Origin of the sequence: Candidatus Halobonum tyrrellensis G22 (assembly GCF_000495475.1) — an archaeon.
Taxonomy (GTDB): Archaea; Halobacteriota; Halobacteria; order Halobacteriales; family Haloferacaceae; genus Halobonum; species Halobonum tyrrellense.
Window position 1 is genome coordinate 1 of sequence record NZ_ASGZ01000034.1, and the last position, 21,048, is coordinate 21,048.

21 protein-coding genes and 1 pseudogene are annotated in these 21,048 nt (G+C 72.5%); 9 read left to right on the forward strand and 13 right to left on the reverse strand.

The genetic code is table 11. From position 1 onward, the window contains the following. The 3 genes and pseudogenes from K933_RS18375 to K933_RS10240 all read left to right on the forward strand — a co-directional run. Positions 1 to 311 (forward strand): annotated as a pseudogene (locus tag K933_RS18375) (hypothetical protein); the annotation flags it as partial. Between the two features lie 61 nt (positions 312 to 372). Next, positions 373 to 1,548 (forward strand): AI-2E family transporter, encoded by a 1,176-nt coding sequence (locus tag K933_RS10235; RefSeq protein WP_023394660.1) that lies wholly within the window; start codon positions 373 to 375, stop codon positions 1,546 to 1,548. Between the two features lie 145 nt (positions 1,549 to 1,693). Then, positions 1,694 to 2,452: a hypothetical protein gene (locus K933_RS10240; RefSeq protein ID WP_023394661.1), complete on the forward strand. Its 759-nt coding sequence runs from the start codon at positions 1,694 to 1,696 to the stop codon at positions 2,450 to 2,452. A 60-nt stretch (positions 2,453 to 2,512) separates the two neighbouring features. Here K933_RS10240 and K933_RS10245 read toward each other — a convergent pair whose 3' ends face one another. After that, the gene (locus tag K933_RS10245) at positions 2,513 to 3,205 is read right to left on the reverse strand and encodes a DUF7344 domain-containing protein (RefSeq protein WP_152529801.1); all 693 of its coding nucleotides are present in this window, start codon (positions 3,203 to 3,205) and stop codon (positions 2,513 to 2,515) included. A gap of 160 nt (positions 3,206 to 3,365) precedes the next feature. Between K933_RS10245 and K933_RS10250 the strand changes: the two genes are divergently transcribed. Then, on the forward strand, positions 3,366 to 4,292 hold the full coding sequence (locus K933_RS10250; protein ID WP_023394663.1) for a glycosyltransferase family 2 protein: 927 nt from the start codon (positions 3,366 to 3,368) through the stop codon (positions 4,290 to 4,292). A 101-nt stretch (positions 4,293 to 4,393) separates the two neighbouring features. On the opposite strand, the gene K933_RS10255 is transcribed toward K933_RS10250, so the two are convergent. After that, positions 4,394 to 4,771, reverse strand: coding sequence for a hypothetical protein (locus K933_RS10255; RefSeq protein WP_152529802.1), 378 nt, complete (start codon positions 4,769 to 4,771; stop codon positions 4,394 to 4,396). Between the two features lie 204 nt (positions 4,772 to 4,975). On the opposite strand from K933_RS10255, the gene K933_RS10260 reads away from it, so the two are divergent. The 3 genes from K933_RS10260 (at position 4,976) to K933_RS10270 (ending at position 7,735) form a co-directional block, all read left to right on the forward strand. Further along, positions 4,976 to 6,499 (forward strand): helix-turn-helix transcriptional regulator, encoded by a 1,524-nt coding sequence (locus K933_RS10260; RefSeq protein WP_049947772.1) that lies wholly within the window; start codon positions 4,976 to 4,978, stop codon positions 6,497 to 6,499. A gap of 174 nt (positions 6,500 to 6,673) precedes the next feature. Beyond that, positions 6,674 to 7,411: an SDR family oxidoreductase gene (locus K933_RS10265; RefSeq protein WP_023394666.1), complete on the forward strand. Its 738-nt coding sequence runs from the start codon at positions 6,674 to 6,676 to the stop codon at positions 7,409 to 7,411. Between the two features lie 78 nt (positions 7,412 to 7,489). Next, entirely contained in the window at positions 7,490 to 7,735 is a 246-nt protein-coding gene (locus K933_RS10270) for a hypothetical protein (protein WP_023394667.1), read from the forward strand. Between the two features lie 277 nt (positions 7,736 to 8,012). Here the strand turns inward: K933_RS10270 and K933_RS18730 are convergent, their stop codons facing one another. The 9 genes from K933_RS18730 to K933_RS10310 all read right to left on the reverse strand — a co-directional run bounded on the left by K933_RS18730 (position 8,013) and on the right by K933_RS10310 (position 15,951). Beyond that, a complete protein-coding gene (locus K933_RS18730) occupies positions 8,013 to 8,177 on the reverse strand; it encodes a hypothetical protein (RefSeq protein ID WP_023394668.1) in 165 nt (54 codons plus the stop codon). A gap of 61 nt (positions 8,178 to 8,238) precedes the next feature. Further along, the gene (locus tag K933_RS10275; RefSeq protein WP_023394669.1) at positions 8,239 to 8,640 is read right to left on the reverse strand and encodes a hypothetical protein; all 402 of its coding nucleotides are present in this window, start codon (positions 8,638 to 8,640) and stop codon (positions 8,239 to 8,241) included. Between the two features lie 143 nt (positions 8,641 to 8,783). Then, positions 8,784 to 9,338, reverse strand: a complete 555-nt coding sequence (locus tag K933_RS19030; protein ID WP_023394670.1) for a DUF7261 family protein — start codon at positions 9,336 to 9,338, stop codon at positions 8,784 to 8,786. After that, positions 9,326 to 9,793: a DUF7262 family protein gene (locus tag K933_RS10285; RefSeq protein WP_023394671.1), complete on the reverse strand. Its 468-nt coding sequence runs from the start codon at positions 9,791 to 9,793 to the stop codon at positions 9,326 to 9,328. The genes K933_RS19030 and K933_RS10285 overlap by 13 nt, the downstream gene beginning before the upstream one ends. Further along, complete coding sequence (locus K933_RS10290) at positions 9,786 to 10,469, reverse strand: DUF7263 family protein (RefSeq protein WP_023394672.1); 684 nt, start codon at positions 10,467 to 10,469, stop codon at positions 9,786 to 9,788. The genes K933_RS10285 and K933_RS10290 overlap by 8 nt, the downstream gene beginning before the upstream one ends. Continuing rightward, on the reverse strand, positions 10,466 to 10,987 hold the full coding sequence (locus K933_RS10295; RefSeq protein ID WP_023394673.1) for a DUF7266 family protein: 522 nt from the start codon (positions 10,985 to 10,987) through the stop codon (positions 10,466 to 10,468). Before K933_RS10295 ends, K933_RS10290 begins: the two co-directional genes overlap by 4 nt. Next, complete coding sequence (locus K933_RS10300; RefSeq protein ID WP_023394674.1) at positions 10,984 to 11,706, reverse strand: DUF7289 family protein; 723 nt, start codon at positions 11,704 to 11,706, stop codon at positions 10,984 to 10,986. The genes K933_RS10295 and K933_RS10300 overlap by 4 nt, the downstream gene beginning before the upstream one ends. Continuing rightward, on the reverse strand, positions 11,703 to 13,631 hold the full coding sequence (locus K933_RS10305; protein WP_080509252.1) for a type II secretion system F family protein: 1,929 nt from the start codon (positions 13,629 to 13,631) through the stop codon (positions 11,703 to 11,705). The genes K933_RS10300 and K933_RS10305 overlap by 4 nt, the downstream gene beginning before the upstream one ends. After that, positions 13,621 to 15,951 (reverse strand): type II/IV secretion system ATPase subunit, encoded by a 2,331-nt coding sequence (locus tag K933_RS10310; RefSeq protein WP_023394676.1) that lies wholly within the window; start codon positions 15,949 to 15,951, stop codon positions 13,621 to 13,623. The genes K933_RS10305 and K933_RS10310 overlap by 11 nt, the downstream gene beginning before the upstream one ends. 233 nt (positions 15,952 to 16,184) lie before the next feature. Here K933_RS10310 and K933_RS10315 point away from each other — a divergent pair, with 233 nt between their 5' ends. Then, positions 16,185 to 17,153, forward strand: a complete 969-nt coding sequence (locus tag K933_RS10315; RefSeq protein ID WP_023394677.1) for a Gfo/Idh/MocA family protein — start codon at positions 16,185 to 16,187, stop codon at positions 17,151 to 17,153. Between the two features lie 279 nt (positions 17,154 to 17,432). Here the strand turns inward: K933_RS10315 and K933_RS10320 are convergent, their stop codons facing one another. Both K933_RS10320 and K933_RS10325 read right to left on the reverse strand, forming a co-directional pair. Beyond that, the gene (locus tag K933_RS10320) at positions 17,433 to 18,374 is read right to left on the reverse strand and encodes a metallophosphoesterase family protein (protein WP_023394678.1); all 942 of its coding nucleotides are present in this window, start codon (positions 18,372 to 18,374) and stop codon (positions 17,433 to 17,435) included. Next, the gene (locus tag K933_RS10325) at positions 18,371 to 18,847 is read right to left on the reverse strand and encodes a DUF7529 family protein (RefSeq protein ID WP_023394679.1); all 477 of its coding nucleotides are present in this window, start codon (positions 18,845 to 18,847) and stop codon (positions 18,371 to 18,373) included. Before K933_RS10325 ends, K933_RS10320 begins: the two co-directional genes overlap by 4 nt. Before the next feature lie 151 nt (positions 18,848 to 18,998). Between K933_RS10325 and K933_RS10330 the strand changes: the two genes are divergently transcribed. Further along, a complete protein-coding gene (locus K933_RS10330) occupies positions 18,999 to 20,915 on the forward strand; it encodes an ABC transporter substrate-binding protein (RefSeq protein WP_049947774.1) in 1,917 nt (638 codons plus the stop codon). The last annotated feature ends 133 nt before the right edge of the window (positions 20,916 to 21,048 follow it).

The window sequence follows — 21,048 nt, forward strand, 5'->3', positions numbered from 1 at the left end:
CGGCCGCACACGACTGCGCCGACCTCCGGGTGGCGCCGGGCGCGCCCGCCCGCGACGTCGCCGACGACTCCGAACTCGCGCGGCGGACGCGCGAGGCGGCGCCGGCCGACCGGGGCGACGACGACGCCGGCGCGCACGACGCGCTGGCGTCGTTCCTCGCCGACGAGGAACAGGTCGAGGCGATTCGCGAGCAGGCGCGCGCGGAGGCGGAGAGCCGCGCCCGCGAGTGGGGGCTGTCGGACCAACTCGCCGACGCGGACGCGACGGGCGGTGACGGCGCCCGGACCGGAGACGGGGTCCCGCCCGGCTGACGGGGTCGCCGGCGACCGAACGGCCACAGGACACTCGTACCCCTATCGAGTGCGTACGCGTATGAGCCGAACGGGACGACTGCCGACGCCGTCGCGGGCGCGCTGGTGGCTCCTCGGGGTGGCCGGCGCGGCCGTCGTCGGGCTGTTCCTCTACTCGTTCGTCGGCACGTTCGTCTCGGGGCTGTTCGTCTACTACGCCATCCGGCCGCTCCGCGACCGACTCGACCGGGTGTTCGGCTCGGACGGTCTCGACGCGACCGCGACGGTGTTGGTGCTCGTCGTCCCGATACTCGCCATCGCGGGCTACGCCGGCTACGTGGCGTTTCAGGAGCTGACGGCGTTCGCGGGCCCGGACGTCGTCCGGTTCGTCACCGCGCGGCTCCCGGGGGACCCCTCGTCGGTGTCGGCGGTGGTCGAGAACCCGATCCGGTTCTCGCGCCGGCTCGCGGAGATCGACCAGGTACGCGACGGGATCGGCCCGCTCCTCGGCACGCTCGGCGCCATCGCGAACGTGCTCCTCCACCTCTCGCTCGTGATGGGGCTGGTGTTCTTCCTCCTCCGGGACGGCGACGAGGTCGATCGGTGGGTCCGCGAGCGGGTGTTCGACCCCGACAGCACGGGGTACGCGTTCCTCCGGACCGTCGACGCCGACCTCGAAGGGGTGTACTTCGGCAACTTCGTGACGGTCGTCCTCGTCGGCGTCGCGGCCGTGGGAGTGTACAACGGGTACAACGCGCTCGTCCCGGCGGCGGTCGCGCTCCCGGCGCCGACGCTGCTCGCGCTGCTCACCGGTCTCGCCACGTTCGTCCCCATCGTCGTCGGCAAACTCGTCTACGTCCCCGCGGGTCTGTTCCTCGCCGCCACGGCGGTCCGGACCGACAGCTCGCTCGTCTACCCCGTCGCGTTCGTCGTCGTCGCGTTCCTCCTGCTCGACATCCTCCCGCAGACGGTGCTGCGGCCGTACCTCTCCGGGCGGGACATCCACACGGGGCTGGTGCTGTTCGCGTACGTGCTCGGCGCGGCGCTGTTCGGCTGGTACGGGCTGTTCCTCGGGCCGCTGCTCGCGGTGTTCGCGGTCCACGCCGTCGGCTACTCGGTCGCGTCCCTCCGCGCGGAGGAGGGCGCCGTCGACGACGAGAGCGTCAAGGCGACCGGGTTGGGTGCGGAACCCGAGGAGGTGGTCGACGACGTCGACGGGGACGACGGCGACGCCGCGGACGGCGACACCGCCGGCTGACTCCGACCGACCCGACCGGTGTGGCCCGTCCCGTCCGACCGGAGTGGCCCGTCCCGTCTAACCTCTCCCGCTCGCCGGCTCTACCCGGTCCCCATCCTCGCCACGGAACCGCAGGAGTCACCGTGCCGCGGACCGACCGTCGGGTGTGACGCTGCTGCGCCTGCTGGCGTGTCGGACGCCGGCCGACTTCGCCGAGTGGTACCGAGCCGGCGCGGAGTACACGCTCCGGGTGGCCGAGGGGATGGGGTTCGACGCGGCCGGACTGCGGGCGGCGCGCGACGACGGCTACGCGGCGCTTCGGGCGGAGCGGACCGACGTCGCGCCCGACCTCGCGCGGACCGTCGCGGCCACGCTGTTGGGCGACGCGGAGTTCGGCCCGCCGTTCCTGCCGTGGACGCCGACGTGGTACCGCGCGGCGCTGACCGGGCCGGTCCACCTCGCGGCGCGGCGGCTCCGCCGGGCGGCGCGCCCCTACGCCGACGCCGCGGGGGGCGTGCCGTCACCGGCGTTCTCCCGTCCGGCGGACGTGCTCGTCGACGGCGCACCCCCGACCGCGGGGGTGTCGGGCTTTCACGACCGGTTCCTGCTCGCGGACGCCGTCATCCACGTCGAGTGGTTCGCGCACGTCGCCCGCGAGGCGGGCGTCGACGTGCCCGCGTCGCTGGTCGACCGGACCCGACGCGTCTCGGCGGCGTACTACGGCGGGCGGCGCGAGACGCTCCCGCCGGACGTCCGACGGTTCCAGCGGCACCTGTTCGCCGACGACGCGTGGGTGCGCGACGTCGACACGAGCTACCGGCTCGACTCGACGCTGTTCTCCGTGTGGGAGCGGACGCTCCGCGCCGAGCGAGAGCGACTGACCCGCGCGACCCGTTCGCCCGGCGCGGACGGCCGGGAGGACTGACCGCCGCGTCCGCTCGCGGCGCTCGGAGACGGTGGATCGGCCCGCCCGAAGGCGGAAAACTCAGTCCGAAGCCCGGTCGACCGTCGCCTCCTCGGCCGACTCGTCGGACGCGGAGTCGTCGTCGGCCGACTCGTCGTCGTGGCCGCCGTCGGAGACGGGCCTGACCGACCGCCACGACGGGCCGCTCGGCGTCGCGTAGCCGGTGTCGGCGTCGCGGGCGTGCGCGTCCCGAACCGCACGGCGGGTGCGTGCGAAGTTGGCGCCCGTCAGCACCGCGAAGGGGATGAGTATCAGGCTGGCGAGCACCGCCGGCGGGACCCGGAACACGCCGACCAGCGAGAGACCGACCAGCCCGACCCCGAGCGCGCACGCCGCCGCGTAGTAGCGCGTCCAGCGCACCTCGTGGGGGTGCCAGAGGTACTTCCGCAGCTCCGACCCCGCGGGCGTGAGTTCGACGCTGCCGCGGTCCTCGTCGTACGCGAGCACGCCCGCCTCGGCGAGTTTCGGCAGGTGCGTCTGCCGGAGCGCGGTGTAGACGCGCTTGCGCTGTTTCGACGTCACCTCGTCGGGCGGGCAGCCGTTCTCCCACGCCGCCAACAGCGTCGCCAACTCGCCGATGGTCGACTCCGGCCCGTCGTCCAACAGCGAGTGGATGACGTTCCGCCGCCGCCGGTTGCTCAACAACGTGTATATCTCGTCGCGCTCGACGTAGCTGTTCTCGTCTCCGTCCACGCTCACCCCGTTCCCTGTCATGTTGCCCTCGTCCACCCCACCAAGATACTGACTACCCGCCAATTCGAGTATTCGAACATAATCCTTCCGCACCATTCACGAGTTTGATAACTTCACCCCGGATCCGGCGGCACGGCCCGGGCCGCACGTACTTATCCCCGGCCGGCCGTACCACCCGCGCATGCCCGACGCGGACGGTCAGCCGCTCGTCTCCGTCGTCGTCCCCACCCACTACCGGAACGACCGCCTCGACGCCGCCCTCGACAGCGTCGCCGCCCAGACGCACGACCGGGTCGAGACCATCGTGGTCGACGACTCCGGGGAGGCGCACGCCCGCCCGGTCGCCGAACGGCACGACGTCGACTACGTGGCGTTCGCGGAGAACCGCGGCGCGAACGCCGCGCGGACCGCCGGGGTCGAGCGCGCGGCGGGCGCGTACGTCCAGTTGCTCGACGACGACGACCGGCTGGAGCCGGAGAAACTGGCTCGACAGGTCGACCTGCTCGGGTCGACGACGGGCGTCGGCGTCGCCTACTGCGGCATGACGTTCGACGACGGCAGGCGGTTCGACCCCGACCCGGACGCCCGCGGGGACGTGCTCGACCGTGCGCTCGCGTTCGACCTGTACCCCTGCGTCACCTCGACGATGCTCGCCGAGCGCCGCCTCTACGACGCGGTGCTCCCGCTGGCGGACCGCCCCGGCGCGCAGGACCTGGGACTGATGGTGGAGTTCGCGCGCCGGACCCGCTTCGAGTTCGTCGACGAACCGCTGGTCGTCCGCGGCGACCCGCCGGGGTCGCTCGGCGGGTCGCTCGGCGTCTTCGAGGGGCGGCGCGACATCGTCCGCGAGTACGCCGACCTGTACGACCCGGCGACGCGGGCGCGGGCGCTCGCGTCCACCCACGAGTTCCGCGCGTCGAAACTGCTCGCCGACCGGCGCTGGTCGGCCCGCGCCGTCGCGGACCTCGCGCTGGTCGCGTGGTGGCGGCGGACTCCGCGGTCGGTCGCGCTGCTCGCGGCGTCGCTGTTCGGCGCGCCCGGCGTGCGACTGGGGTCGCGGCTGGCGGGGGGGAGCGCCGCCGCGACCGGCGGGGCGGCGACCGACTGAACGCGGTACCCCGACGCCCGTGCCGGGGCCGTGGCTCCCGACGTGTTTGTCGCGCGGAGAAAAACGGCGTGTACTCGCCCGGGACCGCCGAGGGCCGCCGGTTACTCCTCTTCGGTGGTCGTCTCGTTGCCCTCGGTCTCGTTCGTCGAGGTGGTCTCGTTGCCCTCCTCGGTCTCGTTGAGCATCGAGGTCGTCTCCTCCTCCTCGGTGGTGACCTCCTCTTCGGTCGTCTCCTCTTCAGTCGAGGTGGTGGTCTCCTCCTCGGTCGTCTCCTCTTCGTCGGTGGTGACCTCCTCCTCGGTCGTCTCCGCGTCCATCTCGGTGCCCTCGCCCGCCATCGCGGTCGTGGCCGCACCGGCGCCCTCGCCCGTGCCGTTGGCCGCGCCGTCGCCGCCGCCGCCCGAACAGCCCGCGATGGCCGCGAGTGCTGTGCCTGACAGTCCCGCGAGCAGCCTCCGCCTGGTTGTGGTTTCTCGCATCGTAGCAGTCCACCCCACGTCGGAAGCCGGATTAACTCGGCGTCATCGTCCACGACGCTTCCGTCGGGTTTCGACTGGTCCCCGACCGTCCCGTCGCGTTTCGAGCGTTGCGCGCTGTTTCGGCCCCTAATTGTTGCTCGTTACTTACTAGTTGATTCTCCCTTGCGACGGCGTTTTTACCTCCCGTCGTCTCCCAACTGTACGATGGACTTCCGGTCCCCCGCAGGGGTGCGTGGTCGCGCGTTTGCGGTCGTCGTCGTCTGTCTCCTGCTGGTGTCGTCTGGGTCGGCCGTCGCCGCCCCCTCGCTGGAGATGACCGTGGACGACGACGGCGTCGTAGTGACGGCGGACAACGTGGCGTATCTCGCCGCCTGGCAGCCCCAGTCGGTGTCCGTCTCGGTCAACGGAACCGGGGTGGGGACGGTGTGTCTCGGCACGTCGGGCGGCGGCTCCGACCGGACGCTCGCGTGTCGGCCGCTGACCGGGAACGCGACCCAGACCACCGTCCAGTTCGCGTTCGACGGTTGGCCCAACAACGACACCGGCGAGCGGACGCTGGTGGCGACGGCCCGGTCGAACGGGACGGTGCTGGCGAGCACCGAGCAGTCGATCCACATCGTCGCGGCCGACGGCGACGTCGACCAGGACGGGCTCGGCAACCGCGCGGAGATCAACGGGTCGACCGGCTTCCTCGACCCCGACAGCGACGACGACGGACTCGACGACGGCGCGGAGGTCCGGACGTACGAGACCGACCCGACCGTCGCAGACACGGACGACGACAACCTCAGCGACGGCGCGGAGGTCAACGAGTACGAGACCAACCCGCTGGAACCCGACACGGACAACGACAACCTCAGTGACGGCGCGGAGGTGCTCTCGCACGGTACCGACCCGGCGACCGCCGACACGGACGGCGACGGGCTGGACGACGGCGCGGAGATACACGAGTACAACACCAGCCCGACGAAGGCCGACACGGACGGCGACGGACTGAACGACGGCGCGGAGGTGAACGTCCACGACACCGACCCGACCACCGCCGACACGGACGGCGACGGGCTGGACGACGGCGCGGAGGTGAACGAGTACGGCACCAACCCGAACGAACCGGACACGGACGGCGACGGGTTGGCCGACGGTCCGGAGGTGAACGAGTACGGCACCGACCCGACGGAGCCCGACACGGACGGCGACGGCCGGCCGGACGGCGCGGAGGTCCAGAGCGGCACCAACCCGACCGACGGGCTCGACGAGACGACCCTCCTCGGGGTCGGGCTGGTCGCGGGGGCGTGTCTCGCCGCCGGCGCCGTCGCCGTCCTGGTCCGGCGGCGCGGCGGCTCGCTCCCGTTCGTCGGGTCTGGTGACGACTCCGACCCCGACGACGCCGGCGCGGCCGCGACGACCGAGACGGCCGACGAGAGCGACCCCGCGGCCGACCCGGTCGGGGGCGAGGGCGACGACGCCGCGGGCGCGGACGAGCCGATGCCCACCGCCCTCTCGAACGAGCGGCAGGTGCTCAAACTGCTCGACGAACACGGCGGCCGGATGCCCCAGGGGGCGATCGTCAACGCCACCGGCTGGTCGAAGTCGAAGGTGAGCCGCGTGCTCTCGGGGATGGAGGAGGACGACGAGATCCGGAAGATCAGCATCGGCCGGGAGAACATCGTCGTCCGGCACGGCGAGGAACCCGACTGGGCGCGCTCGCCGCTCGAAGAGTCGAGCTGACCCGGCCGGCCGCTCCGCGGCGCGCTTCTCCCCGATACTCGCTCCCCTCCTCGTCCCGACCCGCTCCGCCCCGAGCGACTGCGACCGCGGGGCCGACGCGCCCGCCCGCGTTTCGGTCCCGGCGCGTTCCGCCAACGGGGGAACGACTTTGCTCCCGGACGACCACGCCCGCGTATGCGATCACTCGACGGCGAGACGGCTGTCGTCACCGGCGCGAGTTCGGGCATCGGCGAGGCCATCGCCCACCACCTCGCGGAGGCGGGCGCGAACGTCGTCCTCGGCGCGCGGCGGCTGGACCAACTCGACCGGATCGCCGCCGACCTCGCGGCCGAGTACGGCGCCGCGGCGCTGCCGGTCGAGACGGACGTCACGGACCGCGAGCAGGTCGACGCGCTCGTCGACGCCGCCGTCTCGGAGTTCGGCGCGCTCGACGCGCTCGTGAACAACGCGGGCGTCGGTCTCGGCGGCGAGGTGGAGTCGATGGACGACGACGACTACCACACGATGACCGACGTGAACGTCGACGGGATGTTCTACGCGACGCGGGCGGCGCTACCGCACGTCCGCGAGACGCAGGGGACGCTCGTGTTCATCGGCAGTTTCGCCGGCCACCACCCCCGGCCCGGCAACCCGGTGTACGCGGCGACCAAGTGGTGGACGCGCGGGTTCGCCCACAGCCTCGAAGGACAGGTCGGCGACGACGGTGTCGCGGTCTCCGTGATCAACCCCTCGGAGGTCCGGACCGAGTTCGGCGGCGAGGACGGCGAGGCGTTCGAAGACCGGTTCGAACCGGGCGACGTCACCGACCCCGCGGCGGTCGCCGAGGCGGTCGGCTTCGCGCTCGCACGCGAGGCGCCCGACACCGTGAGCGAACTGAACCTCTACCGGCGCGACAAGTTCGCCGAGTTCTGAGGTCGTCCCGATTCGAAATCGGTTTTGATATTCGGAGCGAAACGGTTTACTACTCCCTCGCCAACTCGAAGACAGACGATGACTGGAGAACTCGAACGCGGTCTCACGACGTCGGTTTCGCTCGGGGTAGAGCAGATCCAACGGCTCGTGGTGGCGGCTGAGTCGCTCGCGGACGACCAGGCCGACTTCGACCCGGAGTTCGCCGCCGCGCTCCAGTCGGACGCCGACGCCCTCCGGCGGGCGGCATCCGCCGGAACCGTCCCGGCCGACGACGAGGGTGAGCAGTCCACCACGGCCGAGTTCACGGCCGCGCTCGACGACTGAGCCGTCGCGGTCGGGGTTCTCCTCCTCCTTCTCGCTCCGGGTTCGCGGTCGGAACGGCGACACTCGTTTCGTCGGTACCGCCGCGGTCGGGTCGCATCCGGACCGCATCCGAACCACGACTCTCGGGGAGCCGTCACTCGCGACTCGGACTACCGCGGACCCGCGGGCGACGCTTCCGACTCGCGGGTTCGCGAGCACCGACGGGCAGTGCTGGCCCGAACGGCCGACGCGACGCGCGTCGGAGCGGAGAAAGGGGTCGACCCGGCGGGCCGACGGATCAGGACGCTTCCGCGACGGCCTCGCTCGGGTCGGACTCGCCGCCCGACCGCTCCTCGGCCACGGCGTCGTGGTGGTTCCCGCAGTTGGGACAGAACGTCCCCCCGTCTGCGGTCGCGTACAGCCGTTCGCCGCAGTTCTGACACGCCCCGTCCGGATATCTCATGGTGACTACCTATCGGCCCAGAGGTTACTTCAAAGCTACTGTCAAATTATCGGAGGTGATATCAAGGGAGTCGGCGCACGCCGCTCCGCGCCAGGAGGACGCCGACGGCGACGAACGTCACCGACGCGGCGGCGACGAGGGTGCTCGACCGGGCTAAGAGACCGCCGACGCCGAACAGACACGTCGCCCCCAACGAGGTTACCACCCCGACCGCGTTCCACCCCCGTCGTCGGCGGTTCCGCTCCCGGTCCCGTTCGCGCGCGCGTTCGTCGCCGCCGCGGGTCCGCTCCCGTTCGGCCCGCGCGGCCGCTCGTTCGTCCGCCTCGAACGACCGACGCGCGGCCGTCGCGCCGCGCGTCGACTCGGCGTCGCGGTCCGGTCGCGTCCCCGCGTCCCCGTCGCTCGCGCTGTCGTCCCTCCCGCCGTCGCGCCGGTCGGTCGACCGGTCGGAGTTCGTCGCCATCCGTCGCCGATCCGTCCCGTCGCGTCCCACATAATCGGCTCCGACCGTTCCCGTCGCTTCCCGTCGGTTCCCCTCGGTTCCGTCGGTTCACACCGTTCGTTTCGTTCGACGGCGCGGGAACGACCGACCCGGGGCGGGTCCGCTCACGCGAACGGCGCGGTCCGGACGACCGTCAGCCGCGTCGTCCCCCGCGGTTCGGTGACCGTCACGTCGACGGCGAGCGCGACGACCGCCGTCGTCCCGGCTCGCTCCTGGACGACGAGCCCGTCGACCGCCTCGCACGACCCGAACCGCCGGTTCTCGCCGGCCGGACAGCCGGCGTCGGCCCACGCCGCCGCGGCCGTCGCGTTCGCCTCGATACCGACCGCGACCGACTCGCGGAGGCGCGCGCGTTCGATCCGCGCGGCGTCGGCGTCGAAGGCGCGCTCGAACGTCGCGGCCGCGGCGGCCCGGTCCTCCCAGTCGTACGCGCTCGCCACGCTCCCGGAGGCGTTGGCCGCCGCCCGCTCGACCGCGCGGACCGCCTCCTCGGCCGGCCGGCCGCCGGGGTCGCTCGCCGCCACGTCCGGGTGCGAGCCGAGTTGGAGGTAGGCGAACGCCATCGGCACCAGCGCGACGGCGACCAGCGCGGCCGCCAGCAGGACCAACTGCCCCCGGTCGGCGGTCGTCCGGCCGCCCGCCCGGCTCACGCGTACCACACCCAGAGAACGACCTCGCCGCCGCGGGTCGGCACCGACGCCCGACCCAGCGGGGCGTCCGGCGGACGGGTGTAGCCGACGGCGCCGTGGGGCGTCTCGACGCGGAACAGGAGGTTGTCGCCGAGGATCCGCCCCACGCGCCGGCGGAGCGCGTCCCGCTCGCGGTCGAACGCCGCGCTCGACCGCGCGAGTTCGCTCAGGCGCGTCCCGCCGGCGTGCCGCGGGGGCTCCTCGACGAGCACCGTCGCGGCGTCGTCGGCGTACGCGTCGAGTTGCGCCTCCGCCGTCCCGGGGTCGGGAAGCGCCATCCCGAACGTCGCGGCCGTCGCGAGGACGAACGCGACGCCGACGACCGCCTCGACCGTCGACAGCGACAGCTGCCCCCGCGCGGCCGGCGCGTCGTCCCGTTCGTCCCGCCCGTGTCGTCCCGCCGACCGACCCGGCCGCTCACGCATCGACGGTCACCGCCAGCGTCGCCTTCCTGGTCCGCTCGGGGTAGTAGGTCACGCCGACCGTCCCCGTCGCCCCGTCGCCGAACCGGAGCCGGGCGGTCTCCAGCCGCGAGACGGCGACGGTCTCGGCGCCACGCAGGCCGCCGGGGCGGTGGAGCACCACCCGGCCGTTCGCCCGGACCGTCGTGACGTTCGTCCCCGAGAAGTCGAGACGGACCCGAGCGGTTCGGCGCGGGAGCGACACCGGGCGGTCGGCGGCGACGTCGACCGTTCGCTCGGTGGCCGTCGACACCAGAACCAGCCGGCGGACGGTCGCCCCGCCGGTCGGGTCGCCGCGCTCGGCGAGCGTCTCGTCGCCCAGCCGCACCCGGAAGGCGGTCCCGTCGAGCGGCGGGACCAGGCGCGCGAGTCGCGTTGCGTCGAGCGTCCCCACCGTGCCCGCGTCGAGCACGTTCGCACGGCGCGTCACGGGCGCGTCGGCGGCGACCAGCCGCTCGCCCGCCGCGACGGCCGCCCGCCGCTCGGCGGGGTCGCGGTCGGCGCTCGCGAGCGCGCCGTCCGCCACCGCGAGCGCGCTCCCCAGCACCGCCGTCAGCACGACGAGCGCCGTCGCGAGCGCGACCAGGTTCGCCTGTCCGCGCCCGGTCGGCTCCTCGCCGTCGGGGTCGCGCCCGCTCATCGGCTCACCAGCTCCACGCGGACGCCGCCGTCGGTCGGTTCGACGCGGACGAGCGCGTCCGCCTCGCTCTCCCACGCGCCGGCGACGGAGACGACCCGCGACGGCAGCGCGAGTCGCGCGCGCGATTCGATACCCGGGTTCGGGTGGTCGACGACGAGCGTTCCGTCGGCCGCGACGACGCGGTAGGCCGACCCCCGGAGCGTCGCCGGGAGCGGCACCCGGTGTTCCACGCTAACCCGGCGCGCCGCCGGCGGGACGGCCGCCTCGACACGTTCGGCGGCGGCGGCGACCGTCCGGTCGGCCATCTCGTCGCCCGCGGCGGTCCGGTAGCCCGGGACCGCACTGCCGTACAGCGCGGTCGTGGTCAGTCCGACGAACAGCAACACCAACCCGAGTTCGAGCGTCTTCGAGACGACCGGCGTGACGGCGCGGTCGCTCCCGGTCGCGCCCGGCGCGGCTCGCGTCCGCTCGTCGCCGGTTCGTCCGCCTCGTTCGCTCCGGCGGCGCGCGCGGCTCACGGGTCCACCTCCAGGCGCATCCGATGGACCACCAGGTACGCCCGCCGGCCGGGGAACGACGCGACCACGCTGGTCGTCCCGTCGTCGTCGAAGTCCCGCCGGCTCGTGACCCCGCCGCGCCGGTCGAAGTAGCGCTCCCAGACGCCCGGCGTCGCCGTCTCGACGGCGACACGCCACGTCCCCACGTCGTAGGCGGCCCGCTCGTGGGTGACGCGCGTCCGGAGCGTCAGGCGGCCGCCGCCGGTGGTGTCGACCGACTCGTCGCCCAGCGCCCCCACGCCGACGACGAGCGCGTCGGTCGACGTCGACAGCGGCGGCTCCGACTCGAACGTCGTACTCGTGCCCGACTCGCGGACGACCGCGCCGCCGAGGAACGTCACCCGGTGGGCGCCGCGGTCGTACACGAGCGCGTCCGCGTCGACGGTCTCGACGACGCGGTCGCCGTTCAACAGTCGGACGGTTCGGTTCTCGGTGTGGAGACGGCCGTCGCCGTACGACAGGGGGCCGGTGCGGCTCCCCGTCGTCTCGACTGGCGCGAGCGCGTCGTCCACGTCGGCGGCCACCCGGCCGGCGTCGACGCCCGCGGCGTTCGACTCCACGACCGTCCCGACGGTCGCGGTCAGCCCGGCGAGCAAGACGACGGTGATGCCCAACAGGAGCGCGACGCCGACGACGTGCGACTGCGCGCGGTCGGCGTCGCCGCGGGTCGAGCCGGTCATATCACGCCCACCCCCGCGAAGACGACGAAACACACCGCGCTCATCGCGCCCGAGTGGAGCAGCATCGCGTAGCCGCCCCGCTGGGCGGCGCCCGCGAACCAGCCCGACGCGAGCACGGTCGCCTGCGTCACGACGTAGAATCGCATCCCGTCGCGGGCCGGCTGGACCGCGTTCGGGTCGAGCGCGGCCCGTCCGGCGCCCGCGGTCTGCGACAGCTGTGCGAACCCGTCGAGCACCGTCGCGTTCACCGCGACGACGATGCCCACCACCAGCAGCGCGGTGGTCCAGCCGATGACGACGTACACCGACATGTTCGACCGGAGCGCGCGCTTCTCGTGGTAGAGCCGACCGATCTCGGTCTGGAGCGTGTCGAAGACGGCTTCGGCGTCGCTGCCGGCGTCGAGCGCGCCCGTCACCAGCCCCATCGTCTGGGCGGCCAGCGGCGTGCCCACCCGCTCGACGAACCGTTCGAGCGCGGCGGTCCGCAGCCCCTCCGACTCCTTGCCCGCGAGCGTGAGGTTGAACGCCAGGTCCGCGACGTCGGGGTTCAGCGGGCCGAGGTCCACCTCCTCGGCGACCCGTTCGACCGCGTCGGGAAGCGGCCGTCCGAGGCCGACGTGCCCGGCGACCGCGTGGACGAAGTCGGATATCTCCCGGTCCTTGGCGTCGTCGCGCCGTCCCCGCCGGACGGCGACCGCACCGACCGGCAGCGCGTAGGCGACGTAGCCCGCGAGTGCGACGTTCACGGGGTGGAGCCCGCCGGTCCAGAGGACGGCGGCGACACAGACCGCCGCCGGGACGGTACAGACCACCGCCGCGCTCGCGGGGTTCGACGGCACCGTCCGGAGGAGTGCGACCGGACGCCGCGGCGCCCGGTAGCTCACCCGCTGGTCGGCGGGGCGGAGCCCGCTCACGACCAGCGCGGCCACCCCGCCGACGACGAGTACGAACGCCGCGCTGCCGTAGACGGCGAGCGCGCGGACCGTCGTGGTGCCGAGCGGCGTCGCCACCGGGTCGGAGAGGCCGGGCGCGAGAATGCTCATCACCGTGAGCACGACCACCAGGAGCGCCGGGAGGACGAGGAGGACGACGAACAGCTCCGCGACCAGCTCCATGAAGTCGACGTTGCGCTCGCGGGTGCGTTCGCCCCGCTGGCCCAACATCCGCGACTCCATCCCGAGGTACGTCGCGAGCGCGTCGTCGCCCTGCGTGGCGTGTTCGCGGAACTTGAGCAGGAACGGCGCGAGCGCGTCCCGCGAGGGGGTGTCGCGGGCGACACGGCCCAACCCTTCGCGGAGGCTGCCGGTCAGCGCCGCGGTGTTGAGCGCGGCGCGTATCGATACTGCGGTCTCGCCGTACGCCTCGTTGTCGGCGACCCGCGCGAGCATCGCCCGCGGGCCGTCGCTCCCCGACGAGAGCGCGTGGAGGTAGCGGGCGGCGCCGGGGAGGGTTCGCTCGATGGCCGCCCGGCGCGCGGAGGCGCGCCAGCGGAGGTACGCGCTCCCGAGGCGGACCGTCGTCGCCTTCGCGCCGACCCCGGCGACGACGACGACGGACGCGACGACGTACCGCCGCGGGAGGGACGGCACCGGGAGACCGGCGTCGGCGAGCGCCGCCCCCGCGGCCGCGAACGCCCCCGGCGAGAGCGCCCCGACGAGGAGCGCGGTCCACCCGGCGACCGCGAGACCCGCGAGCCAGGAGAGACCGTACGCCCGCGCGAGGAACACGTCGAACCCGGTCTTCAGCGCGGTCCCGCGGTAGCGTTTGCGGTCGACGGCGTGGCGGTCGTCGTCCGCGTGGCGGGCGAACAGCGCGTACAGCGCGCGGTCGACCACCGAGAAGTCGCTCCCCCCGGTCGCGCGCCCGGCGTCGGGGTCGTCGAGGTCCGACGCGACCGTCCGCCCGTCGGCCGACTCAGTCGCCATCGACGCTCCCCGCCGGTCCGGCCTCGTCCGCGACGCCGGCGTCGTTCGCGTCGGCCGCTGGAGTTGCGTCGTCCGCCGAGTCCGCACTGCCCGCCGACTCCGCGTCGTTCGTCCCGGTCGCGTCGCTCGCGTCGTTCGTCCCGGTCGCCGTGCGGCGGACGCGCTCGACGGTCGCCGCCTCGTCGGTCCGGAGGTCCGCGAGGAAGTCGAACGTCGCCTCGAAGTCCGTCACCCCCTCGCGGACGAGGTACTCGACGTACCGGTGTTTCCGGTGGAACTCGGCTTCGACCGCCTCGACCGACCGGTCGGTCCGTTCGGCGAGACGGTGGAACAGGCGGTGGTCCAGCCGGCGGACCGAGTCGCCCAGTTCGGGGTGGTCGTACGCCAGGTCGGTCGCGCCGTCGGCGTCGCGGCCGGCGACGCGGTTCCAGTGGACGGTCTCGCCGTCCTTCTCGATCCGGCCGCCGGCGCCCGCACAGTCGTCGAACGCCGCGGTGTCGAGTTCGACCGCCTCGCTCACGTAGCGCTCGCCGTCGACGCGGTTGGGGAAGACGACGAAGTCGATCTCACCGAGGAGGTACGCCGGAAGCCCCTGTTCGATGGTGCGGTTGACCAGCGTCTCGACGTCCTCGGCGTGGGTCGTCCCGAGGACGCCGTGACCGGTGTTGAGGCTCTCGCCGAACGTCCGGAACGACTCGGGCGTGTTGATCTCGGCGATCACCTCCACGTCCGGGTTGAGGTAGTTCGTCTCCGTCATGAGGTCCGCCATCGTCACCCGCTTGTACTCGCTCTCGTGGTCCCGGGTGGTGAGCGAGATGCCCGTCTCGTGGGGCAGGTGGACCTCGCGGCTCCCCTCGTCGATGGAGACGGGTCGGGCGTCGAACGGGACGAACGGCATGTGCGCGTTCATCAGCGTCGTCTTCCCGACGCCGGTCGGCCCGGAGAAGAGGACGACGCCGTCGTGTTCGTACAGCAGCCACAGCAGCGTCACGAGTTCGGTCGACAGCGACCCGCTCTCGACGAGGTCGACGGGCGTCATCGGGTCGGCGGCCTGCTTGCGCACCGACAGGTGTGGACCGTCCTCGGAGATGACGGGGAGCGCGACCGCACACCGGACCGTCTCCGTCACGCCCGGCAGGTCGAGGTTCACCTTCGCGCTCGGGGTCGACGCGTTCAACTCCGTGCCGTCGCGCGCCGCGAGTTGGGTGACGACGTTGACGAACTGCGTCTCGTCGTCGAACGCGAGGTTCGTCGGCACGCGGCCGCCCGCGCCGACGCCGAGTCGCGGCACCACCTTCACCCGCTCGCCCACCCGGTTCGCCTCCACGTCTTCGAGGTTGGAGTCGCGCAGCGGCACCGTGAGGATCCCCTCGCCGACGAAGTCGCGGACCACGTAGTAGGTCAGGTCGTCGAGTCGGTCGCGGGCGTACCGCGAGTCGACGGGCGGCACCGCGAGGTCGTACGCCGCGAGCGCGCGGCGCGCCCGGAACCGCGCGGTCTCGACCCACGCGCGGGTGTTTCTCGCCGTCAGCCGGCGGGCGAGGAAGCGCCGCGCCCGCGCGGTGACGAACCCCGCGCGGTCCTCCACGACGCCGTCGACGCTGGTCTCCCAGATCCGCTCTTTACACTCGGATATGAGGTCCTCGTCGCCCGGCAACAGCGGCGGCTCCCGCACCGCGTACTTCGTGGTGAAGCGGTCCTCGCCGAGCAGGTGGTCGCGGTAGACGACGACGCCCACGTCGAACCCCTCGAACGGCACCGAGTAACTCCGCAGGCGCTCGCTCGCCACGCGATTGGCGTACGGCGCGTCGACGGGGACGTCCGTCTCGACGGGCGCGAACGTCTCGGTGTGGACCACGAGCGTCCCGCCGTCGCCGCCGGCGTCCGCGACTTCGATCCGGTCGTCGAGCGCGAGCGGCGTCGCGGCTCCGAGCAGGCGGAACTCCCGGAGCGCGTGGTAGTCGAGTCGCCTGCGGAGCGCGGGCGTCGCGTCGACCAGGCGGTCGAGCGCGCGTTCGTACTTCGGCTCGAACCCCGCGGCGGCGCGTTCGACGGTCCCCCCGCGGGTCAGCGGCCGGCGGTGCTGGCCGCCGTCGAACCGCTCGGCGACGCGGCCGAACGCCGCCTCGCCCCCGGGACCGAGCGTCGGCTCCCGCACTCGGTACTCGAACATCCCGTCGGCGCGCGGCCCGCTCACGGTGGCGACGACGCCCGGGTGGACCTCGTACTGCTCGCGAACGTTCGGGGCGTACCACGCCGCCGCGTCGCCCGGCGGAACCGGCGCCGGCACGGTCGTCGCGCCGGTTTCGGTAACTGACATTACTCCGTCTGGTTCGTTGCTGGTAATAAAACCTCGCCGGCGTATCAACTCCTATTATCTGGTCTGATTCCTGTGTCGAACGGTCGCCGAGGCGGCCGTCCCGTCCGCCGTGCGTCACCCGACTCCGCCCGTGGCGACGAGGAGCCGAGCGTGTCCGGCGTGAGTCCCCCTCGTTCGCGGCTCGCAGTCCGCCGGTCCCAAAGGCCTATACTCGACTCCCCGTTGCATCGACCGTGCGATTCGGCATCCTCGGTACGGCGGACATCGCCCGCGAGTCGGTCATTCCGGGCATCCGGAAGAGCGACCACGAGGCGGCGGCCGTCGCCTCCCGCGACCACGAACGCGCCGAGCGGTTCGCCGAGGAGTGCGACATCACGGAGGCGTACGGGAGCTACGAGGCGCTGTTCGACGCGGATATCGACGCGGTGTACAACCCGCTCCCGAACGCGCTCCACGCGGAGTGGAGCGAACGCGCCGCGGACGCCGGTCTCCACGTGCTCTGTGAGAAGCCGCTGACGACGACCGCCGACCGGACGGTCGACCTGTTCGACCACTGTGCGGACGCGGGCGTGACGCTGATGGAGGCGTTCATGTACCAGTTCCACCCGCGGACGGAGCGCACCCGCGAGGTGGCGGTCGAGGAACTCGGCGACGTGCGCTCGGTCGACGCGACGTTCACGTTTCGACTGCCGGGTCCGCCGGACATCCGCCTCGACGCGGATCTGGGCGGCGGCGCGCTGTTCGACGTGGGGTCGTACGCGGTCAGCGCCGCCCGCGGCTTCCTCGGCGAACCCGACCGGGCGTACGCTCACTTCGCGGACACGCGCGACAGCGGCGTCGACACCGACGTCGCGGGCCTGTTGGAGTACGACGACGGCCGGACCGCACGGGTCGCCGCGGGGTTCGACACCGCCCACGTCGAGCGCTACCGCGTCGAGGCGGTCGACGGGTTCCTCGAGGCCCGCGACTGCTTCGCGCCCGGCGAGCGCGAGGTGGCGATGCGCTACGAGGTGGACGGCCGCCGGGTCGAGGAGACGTTCGACGCGGTCGACCAGTACGAACGCGAAGTCGAGGGGTTCGCCGCGGCGGCCGAGAGCGGGTCGCCCCCGCGGGTCGACCGCGCGGAGACGCTGGGGAACGTGCGGACGCTCGACGCCCTCCGCGAGAGCGCGGCCGAGGGCGTACCCGTCGACGTGGCCTGATACGCGCGCCGGCGCTCGCTGCCGCGACCGCACACCGCTCCGGCCCGGCCACGGCCGCCGACCGGAGTCGCCGAACCACTTCGTTTCTCGAAACGTACTACAAATTCTATAGAAACGGACAGTTGTTCGGCCCGCACGAACGGGCCGTGACGCGGGGCGGCGCGACGGGACGTTCGGCTCGGGAGTCACGGCCGGCCGCGGCGGGAGGCGGGGAGTGAGAGGGGCGTCGGCCGGGGAGGGCGACCGGACTATATAGAGTCCGGTGCGGACGGCCGAGCGCTACGACTCGTCGACCAGCGGGAACGACGCGACCCGGGCGGCCGCGAGGGCGGTCAGCCCGCGCGAGGTGACCGAGTCGGCGGTCCGGAGCGCGTGCGCCCGGCCCAGACCCGCCTCGTCGGCGACGGGGACGAACCGGACCGTGGTGCCGTCGGGCGTGGTCTCACACAGCAGGTACGCCTGCGGGAACGAACACGTCGTCGGCGCGGCTATCTCGCGGACGCCGCCGTAGAAGCCGGTCGCGGGGAGGTGGTAGTGGCCGGTGAACGCCACGTCCGCCCCGCCCTCGACCAGCGTCTCCGCCAGCGGGTCGGGGTCGCGCATGACCGGCGGGAGCGCCATCTCCGGCTCCGCCTCGCGGTGCGCCTCCACCTGGTCGGAGACCGGCGGGAAGTTGTGGTGGACCAGCACGACCGGCCGCTCGGCGTCCGCGAGCGCGTCCGCCAGCCACGCGCGGTCGGCGTCGGTCACGCGGCCGTCGTGGCTGTCGTACAGGCGGTCGCTCGTCCCCGAACTGTTCACGCCCAACACGTCGAGTCCGCCCACCTCGACGCGGAACGGCAGTTCGCCGGGCCCGTAGCGCTCGGCGAACCCCGACACGGGTAGCCGGTCGTGTTCGTCGCTCTCCTTGGGCACGTCGTGGTTGCCGGGGACGGCGTAGAACGGCGCGTCCAGGTCCGACAGCACCTCGTCGACCGCGTCGTAGTTCCACGGCTCGCCGTCCTTGGTGAGGTCGCCCGGCGAGAGCACCGCGTCGACCGCCCGGTCGTTGATGTCCGCGACGGCGGCCGCGAGGTGGTCGCGGCTGTGTTCGAACAGTTTCGAGGTGCCCTCCGCGCGCGTCGCGACGTGGGGGTCCGCGACGACGGCGAAGCGGGTGTGCGGTCCCGCCGGCCGGGCGAGACGCGCGAGCACCGACCCGGCGGCGCGGTCGTCGTTCACGCCTCCTCCGGGAGGAACGGCGCGGGGTCGTCGTGGTGGAAACTCCCCAGATGCTCGCCGTCGAGCAACTGGACGTGCGAGTACATCTCGCCGCGGTCGCGGGCGGTCTCGACGAGTTCGTCCGCCTTCGAGAGGTCGACTGCGCCGACGAGCAGGACCGCGAGCCGGCGGTCGGCGTCGGTCACGCGCGTGAGCGTGTACAGGTCGGTCCCCTGCCGGCGGTTGAACACCTCGTAGCCGTCGAACTCCCCTCGGTCGACCGCCGCGGTGAACGCGTCGGCGTCCTCGCCCTGTGCGACGTAGACGAAGCCGAACCGGTCGGAGTCGCCGTGACTCGGCGGTTCCGGGGCGACGTGTGCCGCCCGCACCGTCACGACCTCCCAGCCGTCGGCGCGGAGCGTCTCGGTCATCTCGGTCGCCGCCTCCAGCGTCCGACCCCACCCGTTGGCGCCGTCGCCGGTCGTCTCGGGCATGCAGCCCCGTTGTTGACATCCGTACAAACCGCTTCGGATCCTCGAACGGATCGTCATGCATATATAGATGTCTGTATCAAAACGTGAACTACGTTCCCATGGAGACGAGAATTAGCAACCCAGTTATCCGCGCACCAGTCAGGTACGTGTGATGTCTCGGGACACCACACGTCGAGGATTTCTCACCGCCGCCGGCGCCGGCGCGGTGACCGCGCTCGCTGGCTGTTCGAGCGGACCCTCCCAGCAGACGGAGACCACCGCCGCGACCACCGAGTCGGGCGGCGACGAGACCGACGCGAGCGACACCGCCGAGTCCACCGACGGCTCCGGTGACTCCGGCGGCACGCTCCAGATGCTCGCCACGGGGTCGGTCCAGACGCTCGACCCGATCAACGCCAAGGGGTCGGGCGCCGGTTACAGCCAGTACAACCGGTCGCTGATGCAGTTCCCCAACGGGCTGTACCCGCCCGAGGCGGCGCTGGCGTCGGACTACTCCATGTCCGACGACGGGCTGACGTACACGTTCACGCTCCGGGAGGGCGTCCCGTTCCACGGCTTCGGCGACGAACTCACCGCCGCCGACGTGGTCTACTCGTTCCGCCGGCTCGCGGGGTCGGAGAACTCCCGGAACCGCGACGACATCATCGGCGAGACGATGACGGTCGAACACGAGAAGGACGCCTCGCTGTCGGAGCCGACCGACGAGGAGACGCTCGCGGACTACGTGCCGGGGTCGCTCGCGGTCGAGGCGGTCGACGAGCGGACGGTCGAGATGACGCTCGCGTCGCCGTTCGCGTACACCCTCTTTCAGATCGCCGGCGGGACGTTCGCGATCCTCCCCGAGAACGCGGTGGGCGACGTCGAGGGGTACGACGGCGAGTTCGGCTACAACGAGTTCTTCAGCACCGCCAACGGCGGCCCGACGTTCTCGGCGCTCGGCCCGTTCGAGGTCGACTCGTGGACGAAGGGGAGCCAGATCCAGCTCACCGCCTTCGACGACTACTACGGCGAGGGTCCCCGGATCGACGGGATCACCTACACGGTCGTCGGCAGCGGCAACACCCGGCTCAGCCGGTTCCAGAACGGCAACGCCGACATCCTCTCGGAGATGCCGACGGCGTCGTTCAACCCGAGCAACGTCTCGATCGACGAGACGACGGGCAACCGCTCGGTCGGCACCTACGAGTTCGACGACGGCACCACCGTCAACTACGGCGAGGTGCCCGCGCTCCGGACGGAGTACCTCGTGTTCAACACGCTGGAGGTCCCGCTCGCGGTCCGCCGGGCGTTCGCGTACGCGATGAACCAAGACGAGATCGCGGCGAACGTCTACAAGGGGAACGCGAAGGCGGGCTACCACATCACGCCGCCCGCGCCGTACCCCACCTTCGAGGACGGCGTCACCTCCGTCGAGACGTACGACCGGCACGCGGAGTCGGGCTACCAGTCGAACACCGAGTTCGGCGCCGACGGCTACCCGTACGGCTACGGTGCGACGCTGCTCGACGAGGCGCGCGCGGTGATGGAGGAGGACGGCTACGGCGAGAACGAACGCTTCTCGATCACCGCCACCACCATCTCGGGCGACGACGCGTACGGCTCGGTGTTCACCCGACTCCAGTCGAAGCTCCGGTCGGCGTACATCGACATGGAGATCGAGGAGGCGGAGTTCGGCACGATCATCAGCCGCGCCATCTCCGGCGACATGCAGGTGTTCGGGCTCGGCGACGGGATGGAGTACCCCGGCCCACAGAACTTCCTCCGGTTCCTCTACGGCGAGAGCCCCAGCGGTCAGTTCACCCGGTGGGGCGCCGAGGGTAGCTACTTCACCGAGGAGTACCGCCAGACCACGCTCGACGCCTGGGGGGAGAACTACGCGGCCGACGACGCGACCGCCGAGTCGCGCGCGGAGGCGTTCCAGACCATCGAGGAGATGAACTGGGCGTCCGTCCAGGAGCTCCCGACGGTTCACCCGACCCACCAGCGCTTCTGGCACGACTACGTCGACGTGGAGATGCACGGCGTGATGGAGAACCAGACGTTCGACCAGCTCACGCTGAACCGCTGACGGCCGCCCCGCGGCCGCCGGTCTCGTCGCAGTACCGCCGTTCGTCGCCCGCGGACCCGTTCGACTACCGTATGTACCCGAATCGCTCCGACCGTTCCCGACTCCGTCTTCGACTCGCACCCCAAGGAGGACC